Consider the following 12615-nt stretch of genomic DNA (forward strand, 5'->3'; position numbering starts at 1 on the left):
TGACCCATGTTCAAATATATTGGCGACATCGTTAAGGGTACTGGTACCCAATTGCGCAGCCTGGTGATGGTGTTCGGTCACGGCTTCCGCAAACGCGACACCCTGCAATACCCCGAGGAGCAGGTTTACCTGCCGCCCCGCTACCGTGGCCGTATTGTCCTGACGCGCGACCCCGATGGTGAAGAGCGCTGCGTGGCCTGCAACCTGTGCGCCGTGGCCTGCCCGGTGGGCTGCATTTCGTTGCAGAAGGCGGAGAAAGAGGACGGCCGCTGGTATCCGGACTTCTTCCGCATCAACTTCTCACGCTGCATTTTCTGCGGTCTGTGTGAAGAAGCCTGCCCGACCACCGCAATCCAGCTTACGCCGGACTTCGAGATGGCCGACTTCAAACGTCAGGATCTGGTGTACGAGAAGGAAGATCTGCTGATCTCCGGCCCCGGCAAGAACCCCGACTACAACTTCTACCGCGTTGCGGGCATGGCCGTTGCCGGCAAGCCCAAGGGCTCCGCGCAGAACGAAGCCGAGCCGATCAACGTCAAGAGCTTGCTGCCTTAAGGAAGTAAAGATGGAATTCGCTTTCTATTTCGCATCCGGTATCGCTGTCGTGTCCACCCTGCGGGTGATCACGAACACGAATCCGGTGCACGCCCTGCTCTACCTGATCATTTCGCTGATCGCCGTCGCCATGACGTTCTTCAGTCTTGGCGCACCGTTCGCCGGTGTTCTGGAAGTCATCGCCTACGCAGGCGCGATCATGGTGCTGTTCGTGTTCGTGGTCATGATGCTCAACCTGGGCCCGGCCTCGGTCGAGCAGGAACGTACCTGGCTGAAGCCGGGTATCTGGCTCGGTCCGGTCATCCTCGGCGTGTTGTTGCTGGCAGAGCTGCTGTATGTGCTGTTCGCCAACCAGACCGGCGCTGCCATCGGTCACACCACGGTCGACGCCAAGGCGGTCGGTATCAGCCTGTTCGGGCCTTATCTGCTCGTCGTGGAACTTGCCTCGATGCTGCTGCTTGCAGCTGCAGTCACGGCATTCCACCTGGGCCGCAACGAGGCGAAGGAGCCAAGCCAATGAATGCTATCCCTCTGGAACACGGTCTGGCGGTTGCCGGTGTCCTGTTCTGCCTCGGCCTGGTCGGCCTGATGGTGCGACGTAACATTCTCTTCGTGTTGATGAGCCTCGAGATCATGATGAACGCCTCCGCTCTGGCGTTCGTCGTTGCCGGCAGCCGCTGGGCGCAGCCGGATGGACAGGTCATGTTCATCCTGGTGATCAGCCTTGCAGCCGCCGAGGCCAGTATTGGCCTGGCGATCCTGATGCAACTGTATCGCCGCTTCCACACGCTCGATATCGACGCTGCCAGTGAGATGCGCGGATGAATCTTCTCTTTCTGACTTTTGTATTTCCCCTCATCGGTTTCCTGCTGCTTTCGTTTTCACGCGGCCGCATTTCGGAAAACCTGGCAGCGCTCATCGGCGTCGGCTCCATCGGGCTCTCGGCCATCGTTGCAGCCTGGGTCATCTGGCAGTTCAACGTCGCACCGCCGGAGGGTGGTCATTACACCCAGGTGCTGTGGCGCTGGATGGACGTGGATGGCTTCCAGCCCAACTTCGCGCTGTATCTGGACGGCCTGTCCGTCACGATGCTGGGTGTCGTGGTCGGCGTAGGTTTCCTGATCCACCTGTTCGCGTCCTGGTACATGCGCGGTGAGGCGGGCTACTCGCGTTTCTTCTCCTACACCAACCTGTTCATTGCCAGCATGTTGTTCCTGATCCTGGGCGACAACCTGCTGTTCATCTACTTCGGTTGGGAAGGCGTTGGCCTGTGCAGTTACCTGTTGATCGGTTTCTATTACAGCAACCGCAACAACGGCAACGCAGCCCTCAAAGCGTTCATCGTGACCCGTATCGGCGACGTGTTCATGGCCATCGGCCTGTTCATCCTGTTCCAGCAACTGGGTACGCTGAACGTTCAGGAGCTGCTGGTAAGGGCGCCGGAGCACTTCAAGGTTGGTGACTTCTGGATCGTACTGGCGACGCTGATGCTGCTCGGTGGTGCTGTCGGTAAGTCCGCACAGCTGCCACTGCAGACCTGGCTGGCGGACGCGATGGCCGGTCCTACCCCGGTTTCGGCACTGATCCACGCCGCAACCATGGTAACGGCCGGTGTCTACCTGATCGCACGTACCCACGGCCTGTTTGCTCTGGCTCCGGATATTCTGCATCTGGTGGGCATCGTCGGTGGCGTGACACTGGTACTGGCGGGTTTTGCAGCGCTGGTGCAGACCGATATCAAACGCATCCTCGCCTACTCGACCATGAGCCAGATCGGCTACATGTTCCTGGCACTGGGCGTCGGCGCATGGGAAGGTGCGATCTTCCACCTGATGACGCACGCGTTCTTCAAGGCGCTGCTGTTCCTCGCATCGGGTGCCGTGATCGTTGCCTGCCACCACGAGCAGAACATCTTCAAGATGGGCGGCCTGTGGAAGAAACTGCCACTGGCCTACGCCAGCTTCATCGTCGGTGGTGCCGCTCTGTCTGCCCTGCCGCTGCTGACCGCCGGTTTCTACTCCAAGGACGAAATCCTCTGGGAAGCGTTCGCCAGCGGCAACAACGGTCTGTTGTACGCCGGTCTGGTCGGTGCGTTCATGACCTCGCTGTACACCTTCCGCCTGATCTTCATCGCGTTCCATGGTGAAGCCAAGACCGAGGCGCACGCGGGTCACGGCATCGCTCACTGGCTGCCTCTGTCGGTGCTGATCGTGCTGTCGACCTTCATCGGCGCGCTGATCACGCCTCCGCTGGCCGGTGTACTGCCGCAAAGCGTTGGCCATGCCGGTGGCGAAGCCAAGCACAGCCTGGAAATTGCCTCGGGTGCCATCGCACTGGCGGGCATCCTGCTGGCGGCACTGCTGTTCCTGGGCAAGCGTCGTCTGGTGACGGCCATTGCCAACAGCGGCCCGGGCCGTTTCCTGTCAGCCTGGTGGTTCGCCGCCTGGGGCTTCGACTGGATCTACGACAAGCTTTTCGTCAAACCTTATCTGGCGATCAGTCATCTGCTGCGTAGCGATCCGTTCGACCGCACCATCGGCTTGATCCCACGTCTGGTCAAAGGCGGTCATGACACCATGAGCCGTACCGAGACCGGCCAGCTGCGTTGGTATGCTGCCTCGATTGCCGTGGGTGCCGTTCTGGTACTCGGCGCCGTCATTCTGGTTGCGGTCTGACATGAACCTTGCGAATTTGCGAAAGGAATTGAGCCCGTCATGATTCTGCCTTGGCTAATCCTGATCCCCTTTATCGGCGGCCTGCTGTGCTGGCTGGGTGAGCGCTTCGGCCCTACCCTGCCGCGCTGGATCGCGCTGCTGACCATGACCCTCGAACTGGCCCTGGGCCTCTGGCTCTGGGCCACCGGCAACTTCGGCTACGCGCCGGTGCCCGGCGCGGATCCGACCTGGACCCTGGAATTCCACCAGCCGTGGATCACACGTTTCGGCATCGACGTACACCTGGCGCTTGATGGCCTGTCGTTGCTGATGATTCTGCTGACCGGCCTGCTTGGCGTGCTGTCGGTGCTCTGCTCCTGGAAAGAGATTCAGCGCAAGGTGGGCTTCTTCCACCTGAACCTGATGTGGATCCTGGGCGGTGTGGTTGGCGTGTTCCTCGCCATCGACCTGTTCATGTTCTTCTTCTTCTGGGAAATGATGCTGGTGCCGATGTACTTCCTCATCGCGCTCTGGGGTCACAGCTCGGCAGACGGCAAGAAGACCCGTATTTACGCTGCGACCAAGTTCTTCATCTTCACTCAGGCCAGCGGTCTGATCATGCTGGTGGCGATTCTGGGTCTGGTGCTGGTGCACTTCAATCAGACCGGCGTGATCACCTTCGCCTACGCCGACCTGTTGAAAACCAAGCTGGCACCGGGTACCGAGTACATTCTGATGCTGGGCTTCTTCATCGCGTTCGCGGTGAAGCTGCCGGTCGTGCCGTTCCATTCCTGGCTGCCGGATGCACACGCCCAGGCGCCGACAGCGGGTTCCGTCGATCTGGCGGGCATCCTGCTGAAGACCGCTGCCTACGGCCTGCTGCGTTTCGCGCTGCCTCTGTTCCCGAATGCCTCGGCAGAGTTCGCGCCGATCGCAATGACGCTCGGTCTGGTCGGCATCTTCTACGGTGCCTTCCTGGCTTTTGCACAGACCGACATCAAGCGTCTGATCGCGTTTTCCAGCGTCTCGCACATGGGTTTCGTGCTGATCGGCATCTACTCCGGCAGCCAGCAGGCGCTGCAAGGCGTCGTCGTACAGATGCTGGCGCATGGTCTGTCGGCCGCTGCGCTGTTTATCCTCAGTGGTCAGTTGTACGAGCGCCTGCACACGCGTGACATGCGCGAGATGGGTGGCCTCTGGTCGCGCATCGCCTACCTGCCGGCCATCAGCCTGTTTTTTGCAGCCGCCTCTCTGGGTCTGCCGGGCACCGGTAACTTCGTCGGTGAGTTCCTGATCCTGCTGGGCAGTTTTGTCAGCTCGCCATGGGTCACGGCCATTGCCACTTCCGGTCTGGTATTCGGTTCTGTCTACTCGCTGATCATGATCCACCGCGCCTATTTCGGCCCGTCCAAATCGGACGAGATTCTCAAGGGCATGGATGGACGGGAAATGATCATGGTGCTGGGCCTTGCCGTGTTGCTGATCGTGCTCGGGGTCTTCCCGCAGCCGATCCTCGACACCTCGGCAGCGACCATGCACGGCGTGCAGCAATGGCTAGGCACTGCCTTCACTCAACTCGCTTCGGCCCGGTAAGAGCGCTATGGACCTGACGATTCAACACTTTATTGCGCTTGCGCCGCTGCTGATTACCAGCCTCACCATCGTTGTGGTGATGCTGGCAATCGCGTGGCGCCGCAATCACTCGCAAACCTTTCTGCTTTCGGTAGCGGGTCTGAACCTGGCCCTGCTTTCCATTTACCCGGCCTTGAAAGTCGCCCCACTGGCGGTTACACCGCTGCTGCAGATCGACAACTTCGCCTGCCTGTACATGGCGATCATCCTCGCTTCTACCCTGGCCTGCGTCACCATGGCGCACGCCTATCTGGGCGACGCCAAGGTCGGGTATCCGGGCAACCGCGAAGAACTCTACCTGCTGATCCTGCTGGCAGCCGCTGGCGGCCTGGTTCTGGTAAGCGCTCAGCATCTGGCTGGCCTGTTCATCGGTCTGGAGCTGTTGTCGGTGCCGGTCTACGGTCTGGTGGCCTATGCCTTCTTCAACAAGCGCTCGCTGGAAGGCGGCATCAAGTACATGGTGCTGTCGGCTGCGGGTTCGGCCTTCCTGCTGTTCGGTATGGCGTTGCTGTACGCAGAAGCAGGCTCGCTGAGCTTCGAAGGTATCGGCAAGGCCATCGCTGCGACCGGCATGCCGAGCCCGATTGCCAGCCTGGGTCTGGCGATGATGCTGGTCGGCCTGGCATTCAAGCTGTCGCTCGTGCCCTTCCACCTCTGGACGCCAGACGTCTACGAAGGTGCTCCGGCTCCGGTTGCTGCTTTCCTGGCCACCGCCAGCAAGGTAGCGGTGTTCGCCGTACTGGTGCGTCTGTTCCAGATCTCGCCGGCCGCGAGCAGTGGCGTTCTGCAGGACGTGCTGGCAGTCATCGCAGTGGCCTCGATTCTGGTCGGTAACCTGCTGGCACTGACTCAGACCAACCTCAAGCGTCTGCTGGGTTATTCATCCATCGCACACTTCGGTTACCTGATGATCGCCTTGGTTGCCAGCAAAGGCATGGCGGTCGAAGCCATCGGTGTTTATCTGGCGACCTATGTGCTGACCTCCCTGGGCAGCTTCGGTGTGATCACCATGATGTCGTCGCCTTACAGCGGTCGTGATGCCGATGCGATGTTCGAATACCGTGGTCTGTTCTGGCGTCGTCCGTACCTGACTGCTGTCATGACCCTGATGCTGTTGTCGCTGGCGGGTATTCCGCTGACGGCTGGCTTCATCGGCAAGTTCTACATGATCGCGACGGGTGTCGAGTCCCAACTGTGGTGGCTGGTCGGTGCACTGGTACTGGGCAGCGCCATCGGCCTGTTCTACTACCTGCGCGTCATGGTCACGATGTACCTGGTCGATGCCAAGCTGCCGCGTCACGACGCAGCCTTCAACTGGGCGCAGCGCACCGGTGGCGTCATGCTGCTGGCGGTGGCGATCCTGACCTTCGTGCTCGGTGTCTACCCGCAACCGTTGCTGGATCTGGTGGTCAACGCGGGCATTCACATGCCGGGCTGATTGCCTGAACATAAAAAACCCTGCTATCGAGCAGGGTTTTTTTTCGCCTCCAATAAACCTAGCCTGGCAATCGAACCGGTTTTTTCGCACCGCTGAACAGGCCCCAGGTAGAGATGAACAGCGCTGCAATCAACGGACCGATCACAAAGCCATTCAGACCGAATACCGACATCCCGCCCAGCGTAGAGATCAGAATCAGATAGTCCGGCATCTTGGTGTCCTTGCCGACCAGAATCGGACGCAGCACGTTGTCTACCAGGCCAATGACAAACACGCCGAAAAGACCCAGTACAACGCCCTGCCAGATCATGCCACTGAGCAGGAAGTACAACGCAACAGGCGCCCAGACGATCCCCGCCCCCACCGCTGGCAGCAAGGACAGAAAGGCCATGATGACAGCCCAGAGCAACGCGCTCGGGATATCCAGCGCCCAGAAGATGAACCCGCCCAGCGCGCCCTGCGTCACCGCCACGACCACGTTGCCTTTGACTGTGGCACGCACGACACGGGTGAATTTGAGCTGCAGACGACGCTTCTGCTGTTCGGCCAGCGGAACCGCGTTGCGCATCTTGCGGACCAGCTCGTGGCCGTCGCGCAGAAAGAAGTAGAGCAGGTAGAGCATGATGAAAAAGCTCACCACGAAATCGAAGGTTCCCTGACCGAAACTGAAGGCCTGAGTCGCCAGATACTGGCTGCCCTGCATCGCGCCTTTGGCGATCTTGTCACGCAATCCCTCAAGGTCGCCCATGCCAAGCCGGTCAAGCAACGCCTGCAGCGAGTGAGGCAACAGGGTCTTGAATTCAGCCAGATAGCCCGCGATATCCAGTTGCCCGGTCTCGACATTTTTATAGAGCGTGGTGCCTTCCTGAACCAGCAACGCACTGATGATGATCACCGGCAGAATCGCGATGACCAGACAGATCATCAGCGTGCACAGGGATGTCAGGTTGCGTGACCAGCCAAATCGAAGCAACAGCCTGCGCTGAAGCGGCGCAAAGATGATGCCGAGGATAACGGCCCAGAATACCGCGCCGTAGAACGGCAGCAGAATCCAGATGAAGGCGATGGTCACCCCCACCAGTAGCAGAAGTAGTGTCTTGTATTGCTGTACGGTTTCGTTCATGTCCAGTCCATGTCATTAGACCGCGCATTGCGCGCGGTCTAGCTGTTAGTCAGCGGACAAACGTACGAGTGCCATGGGAAACGATGACAGCCGGGTCAAACCCGAAATTGGCCCACCAGTCCACCCAGACGTGAACCCAGTTCAGCAAGACTGCGCGACGTCTGCGCACTTTGCCGGGTTTCGTCCGCCACGCTTTCGACCGCTCCGGCGATCTGGTGGACACTGCGATTGATTTCTTCCGCCACGGCCGTCTGCTCTTCAGCCGCACTGGCGATTTGAGCATTCATCGAATTGATGGTCGCAATCAGTTCGCCTATCGTGCTCAGCGATAGCCCGGCCTCGTTGGCCTGGGTCGACGTGCCGTCACCGGCTTCGCTGGAGCGGCGCATGGCCGAGACGGCTTCCTGTGTACCGTGCTGCAGACGGTCGATCATCCCCTGGATTTCCTGCGTGCTCTGCTGAGTGCGGCTGGCAAGCGCTCGCACCTCATCTGCCACCACGGCAAAGCCACGACCGGCTTCCCCTGCTCTTGCAGCCTCGATGGCGGCATTGAGGGCCAGCAGATTGGTCTGCTCGGCAATGGAGCGAATCACACCGAGCACGCTGACAATCGAGGAAACGTCCTGCTGCAGGCTGTCCAGCGATGTACCGCTCTTGCGGATGTCGTCCACCAGTGCATGAATCTGCCGAATGCTGCCATCGACGACACGCTTGGCGGTGCGCCCCTGCTCATCGGTCTGCTGAGCGGCCACCGAAGCGCCCTGCGCGCTCTTGGCGACCTCTTGTGCGGCGGCTGACATCTCGTTGATGGCGGTGGCCACTTGATCGGTCTCGTGGCGCTGACGCTCCATTGCGCTCTCTGAACGCTGCGCCTGCGACGACACTTCACTCACCAGCTCATTCAACTGCCCGGTCATTTCAGTGACCTGCCGAACCATCCCATGGATTTTGTCCACGAAACGGTTGAAAGACGTAGCAAGCTCACCCAGCTCATCGTTGCTGGTCACCGCCAGACGACGTGTCAGGTCACCTTCACCTGCGGCGATGTCATCAAGGTTGTCCTTCATCAGGCGCAACGGACGCAACAACGTGCCGGTCAGCAGCATGCCGGCGACACTGATGACCACCAGGACCAGCAACGTGATGCCGAGGATGCTGTAGAGCATCTCCTGCAAGCGCGCTTCAACGTTCTGCCTGACGACGGCAACCTGAGCATCGATGCCGTCCAGATTGACCGCAGAGCCTACCACCAGGTCCCATTTGGGCAGGTACTCGGTGTAACCGATCTTGGGCACTGGTTCGGTCTTGCCGGGCAGCGCCGAGGAATACATCACGTAATGGGTACCCGCCTTGCCGACGGCAACCAGTTCGCGATTGAGGTAGACCCCATTCGGATCGCGCACGTCATTGAAGCTCTTGCCCAGACCGTCGGGATTGGTACTTCTGAAAATACGGATGACCTGGGAGTCGTACCCGAAGAGATAGCCATCCTTGCCGTAGGAGACGGCGGAGAGCAGCTTGATAGCCGTGGCCCTCGCGGTTTCGTCACCGGGAGCGGACGCCTCGTAAAGGGGTTTGATGGCAGTCATCGCAATGGCGACGTAGTTTTGCAGGGTGGTCTTGGCCTCGGAGAGCAGTCGCTCTCGTGTGTCGCTGACTTCTCGGTCAGCCTGCTGGTGCAACATGAACACGGTGGTCGCACTGATCACCAGCCCGAACATCAGAACCGGCAGTGTCGCCAGTGACAGCACCTTGGCTTTCAGACTAAGACGCATAGGATTGGCCTTATGGTTATTTTTATAAAGTCAGTTGTACCCCTCTGTTATCGGCGGCCGTGTCTGAACATTAAGACCTGTCCTGATTTTCTGTCAGGCTGAACCGAGATGCCTCAGGGAGCGGTTCGCTCGGGAAGATCGATCTGTACCCGCAGACCGTGCAGGGGACTGTCGAGCAACTGCAACTGGCCACCCCAGGCTTCCACGATGTCACGAACGATACCCAGACCGAGACCGTGCCCGGTGATCTGTTCATCCAGACGGGCGCCCCGGCTGAACACCTCTGCGCGTAGAGACTCCGGGATGCCGGGACCATCATCGTCAATCAGCAAACGGAAGCCCTGATCCTGACGCAGGATGTCCAGTTGCACCTCGCTGTCCGCCCACTTGCAGGCGTTATCCAACAGGTTACCCAGCAACTCGAGAATGTCTTCCCGGTCCCAAGGCAGATACATGCCGCCTTGCACCTTGTTGACCAGGTCCAGATGACCGCCGTGGATCATGCCTAGCGTGGAGAAAAGGCCGGGCAACTCGGCGTCGCAATCAAAGCGCGCACCAGGCAGCGCGTCACCGGAAAGCCGGGCGCGGTTGAGCTCGCGTTCCAGACGCAGTCGAATGTTTTCGAGCTGTTCCTGAAGGGTTTTGCGCAGCGCCGGGTTGTGGTCGAGCTGCTCACTCAACGCAAGACTGAGCAGCACCGCCAAAGGGGTCTTGAGCGCATGGCCCAGGTTACCCAGCGCATTGCGCGAGCGTTTGAGGCTGTCTTCGGTGTGGGCGAGCAGATGGTTGATCTGGGCAACCAGCGGCTCAAGCTCCAGCGGCACATGTTCGTCCAGCTGCGAACGCTGACCTTGCTGAAGTTGCGAAATCTGTTCACGAACGGTTTCCAGCGGCCTTAACGCTCTGAAGACAGTCACACGCTGCAGCACCAGAACCAGTATCAATGCGGCAAGCCCCAGCCCCAGACCGATCTGCTGCATCCGGCGGAAACTGGCTTTGACCGGCGTGTAGTCCTGAGCCACGGTGATCGTGATCTTCTTGCCGAACTTTCGGTATTCCGCGGTCAGCATCAGCAACGACTGACCTGTCTGGCCCAGTTCAAAATTGGCATGCAAACCGACAGGGCCTGACTCGGGCAATTCGAAATCCCACAGCGAACGAGACCGCCAATGGCCTTGCGGCAGATCCATACGGAAGTAGTGTCCAGACAATGGACGCTGATAGGCCCCTGAAAGACGATGATCATCCAGTTGCAGACCTGCAGGTCCGCGAACCAGCGCGACGAGCAGATTCTCGCTTTCGTTACGCAGACCCGATTCCAGATAGCGCTGCAGGCCCAGTTCGAAGAGCCAGAGGCTGGTTTGCGCCATGACCAGTCCCACGACGACCATGACGGCGATCAGGCCCAGGCTCAACCGCCGCTGTATGGACTTCAACCGCCTGCCCCACCATATACATAGCCCTGACCACGTCGCGTTTCGATCACGCCTCGTCCCAGCTTGCGACGCAGGTGGTTGACGTGCACCTCGATCACATTGGAATCGCGTTCGTTTTCACCATCGTACAAGTGCTCGGAAAGATGGCTCTTGGAGAGGATCTGCTCGGGATGAAGCATGAAGTAACGCAGCAAACGAAACTCGGCCGACGTTAGCTGGATATCAGCGCCGCCAAGAGATACGGATTGCCGCCCCTCGTCCAGCTTCAGGCCTGCCGATTCCAGCGTGGAATGGTTGGCAAGCCCGTGAGAACGGCGCAACAGCGCCTGAATGCGCAGCTGAAGTTCTTCAGGATGGAAGGGCTTGGTCAGGTAGTCATCTGCGCCGGCTTTAAGCCCCTCGATGCGCTCGGACCAGGATCCACGAGCAGTGAGTATGAGCACCGGAATGGCAAGTCCACCGCTTCGCCATTGCTCAAGTACCTCAAGGCCAGGCATGCCGGGCAAACCCAAATCAAGAACGATGAGATCATAAGGCTCGCTGGCCCCCTGATAGACCGCATCACGTCCATCGGCCAACCAGTCAACCGCGTAGCCTTGCCGCCCGAGTGCGGCGATGAGTTCATCCGCCAGGGGTACGTGGTCTTCAACCAGTAACAGCCGCATCAATCTTCCTCGTCTTTCAGCAGTCGGCTATCGCGAGCGTCAAATTTCAGCTCACGAACAACGCCCTGCGGGGTCAGCAATTCGAATTCGTACACGTATACATCATGCTTTTCTTCAAGCTCGGCCTCGAGCAGCTTGGAGCCCGGGTGAAGGCCCAATGCATGCTCGATGAACTGCTCAAGAGGCAAGATGACGCCCTGCTGTCTCAGCCTTAGGGCTTCATCCTGATTCAGATCTCTGGCATACGCAAAGGAACAAACCAGGCTCAAACCAAGGATTGCGCAGAGAGGCTTGTCGACATTCATTAATTATCCTGATGATTCCGGAAGACGTGACCTGTGACGGCATCTATTTCGACGTCCCACTCAACGTTTTTAGCGTCCAGCAGCTCGACTTTGTAAACATACCTGCCGTACTGGTTCTTCAGCTCTGTGTCGATGATCCTGGCGCCTGGATGCGTGGACAGTGCCTGGGCATCAAGATGTTCGTAAGGCTGAAGCGTCCCCGCACTGCTCAGTCGCAAGACCTCGTCGGGATCAATGTTGCGTGCGTGGATCATACAGGCAGTCATTGAAAGCGCTAAAGCAGTCAAGAATGTGATCGGCATTTTCATTATTGGAAGGCTCCATGGCGGCCGATGCTTTTATGGCAACCATCATAACGCCGGGAACTTAATTCAAACTGAACACTTATGGCTAGGAGCCATCACCTTGAGGCGTTCAAACCGCCCTTCCCTCTGTGCGATCATGGAGTTTCAAACCATTGCTGTTAAACTCGCGTACTGCATTTGTCGCATCAGCGATCGCCATTTTCCTAGAGCTAATACATTTTGGAAATCTTTAAAGAGTTTACATTTGAGTCAGCCCACCGCCTCCCACACGTACCGGAAGGCCACAAGTGTGGACGCTTGCATGGGCATTCCTTTCGCGTGGGCATTCACCTGGCAGGTAAGGTAGATCCGCACACGGGATGGATACGGGACTTCTCTGAAATCAAGGCGATCTTCAAGCCTTTGTACGAGCGCCTCGATCACAACTACCTCAATGACATCCCGGGCCTTGAAAATCCGACCAGCGAGAATCTGGCGAAATGGATCTGGAATGAATTGAAGCCTCTTCTACCTGAACTCTCGGCGGTTCGTATTCACGAAACCTGCACAAGCGGGTGTGAGTACCGCGGAGAGTGATATCAAAACCACCTTGAACAGGTGGTTTTTTTTGCCCTGAATATAGAGGCGTCAAAGATATTTTCAGCGTCCAAAAACAAAACCCCTCATCGCGTAAGCGATGAGGGGTTTCGGAATTCAATCTTGACGATGACCTACTCTCACATGGGGA

At 58.7% G+C, this 12615-nt stretch carries 13 protein-coding genes; 7 read left to right on the forward strand and 6 right to left on the reverse strand.

Annotated elements, in window-relative coordinates; translation table 11 throughout:
• Window positions 1-6 precede the first annotated feature (6 nt).
• The 6 genes from nuoI to nuoN are packed head-to-tail and all read left to right on the forward strand — an operon-like array spanning window position 7 to window position 6279.
• The gene (gene nuoI, locus QRN20_RS21075) at window positions 7-555 is read left to right on the forward strand and encodes an NADH-quinone oxidoreductase subunit NuoI (RefSeq protein ID WP_004884641.1); all 549 of its coding nucleotides are present in this window, start codon (window positions 7-9) and stop codon (window positions 553-555) included.
• A gap of 10 nt (window positions 556-565) precedes the next feature.
• Window positions 566-1075: an NADH-quinone oxidoreductase subunit J gene (gene nuoJ, locus QRN20_RS21080; protein WP_004884640.1), complete on the forward strand. Its 510-nt coding sequence runs from the start codon at window positions 566-568 to the stop codon at window positions 1073-1075.
• The gene (gene nuoK, locus QRN20_RS21085) at window positions 1072-1380 is read left to right on the forward strand and encodes an NADH-quinone oxidoreductase subunit NuoK (RefSeq protein ID WP_002554020.1); all 309 of its coding nucleotides are present in this window, start codon (window positions 1072-1074) and stop codon (window positions 1378-1380) included. Before nuoJ ends, nuoK begins: the two co-directional genes overlap by 4 nt.
• Window positions 1377-3230, forward strand: coding sequence for an NADH-quinone oxidoreductase subunit L (gene nuoL / locus QRN20_RS21090; protein ID WP_004884639.1), 1854 nt, complete (start codon window positions 1377-1379; stop codon window positions 3228-3230). Before nuoK ends, nuoL begins: the two co-directional genes overlap by 4 nt.
• Window positions 3231-3269: 39 nt before the next feature.
• A complete protein-coding gene (gene nuoM / locus QRN20_RS21095; RefSeq protein WP_004884638.1) occupies window positions 3270-4802 on the forward strand; it encodes an NADH-quinone oxidoreductase subunit M in 1533 nt (510 codons plus the stop codon).
• A 7-nt stretch (window positions 4803-4809) separates the two neighbouring features.
• On the forward strand, window positions 4810-6279 hold the full coding sequence (gene nuoN / locus QRN20_RS21100) for an NADH-quinone oxidoreductase subunit NuoN (protein ID WP_004884637.1): 1470 nt from the start codon (window positions 4810-4812) through the stop codon (window positions 6277-6279).
• 58 nt (window positions 6280-6337) lie between these two features.
• Here the strand turns inward: nuoN and QRN20_RS21105 are convergent, their stop codons facing one another.
• From QRN20_RS21105 to QRN20_RS21130, 6 genes are all read right to left on the reverse strand, one after another.
• On the reverse strand, window positions 6338-7402 hold the full coding sequence (locus tag QRN20_RS21105) for an AI-2E family transporter (RefSeq protein ID WP_004884636.1): 1065 nt from the start codon (window positions 7400-7402) through the stop codon (window positions 6338-6340).
• 95 nt (window positions 7403-7497) lie between these two features.
• Complete coding sequence (gene ctpM / locus QRN20_RS21110) at window positions 7498-9177, reverse strand: methyl-accepting chemotaxis protein CtpM (protein ID WP_122491341.1); 1680 nt, start codon at window positions 9175-9177, stop codon at window positions 7498-7500.
• A 113-nt stretch (window positions 9178-9290) separates the two neighbouring features.
• The gene (locus tag QRN20_RS21115; RefSeq protein WP_058430513.1) at window positions 9291-10613 is read right to left on the reverse strand and encodes a sensor histidine kinase; all 1323 of its coding nucleotides are present in this window, start codon (window positions 10611-10613) and stop codon (window positions 9291-9293) included.
• A complete protein-coding gene (locus tag QRN20_RS21120; RefSeq protein WP_043304511.1) occupies window positions 10610-11278 on the reverse strand; it encodes a response regulator transcription factor in 669 nt (222 codons plus the stop codon). The genes QRN20_RS21115 and QRN20_RS21120 overlap by 4 nt, the downstream gene beginning before the upstream one ends.
• Window positions 11278-11583, reverse strand: coding sequence for a PepSY domain-containing protein (locus QRN20_RS21125; protein WP_004884624.1), 306 nt, complete (start codon window positions 11581-11583; stop codon window positions 11278-11280). The genes QRN20_RS21120 and QRN20_RS21125 overlap by 1 nt, the downstream gene beginning before the upstream one ends.
• Window positions 11583-11891, reverse strand: a complete 309-nt coding sequence (locus tag QRN20_RS21130) for a PepSY domain-containing protein (RefSeq protein ID WP_043304510.1) — start codon at window positions 11889-11891, stop codon at window positions 11583-11585. The genes QRN20_RS21125 and QRN20_RS21130 overlap by 1 nt, the downstream gene beginning before the upstream one ends.
• Window positions 11892-12107: 216 nt before the next feature.
• Between QRN20_RS21130 and queD the strand changes: the two genes are divergently transcribed.
• A complete protein-coding gene (queD, locus tag QRN20_RS21135) occupies window positions 12108-12464 on the forward strand; it encodes a 6-carboxytetrahydropterin synthase QueD (protein ID WP_004884620.1) in 357 nt (118 codons plus the stop codon).
• Window positions 12465-12615 lie beyond the last annotated feature (151 nt).

It is taken from the genome of Pseudomonas sp. fls2-241-TYG-175 (assembly GCF_030209155.1).
In the GTDB taxonomy this organism is placed as follows: domain Bacteria; phylum Pseudomonadota; class Gammaproteobacteria; order Pseudomonadales; family Pseudomonadaceae; genus Aquipseudomonas; species Aquipseudomonas viridiflava.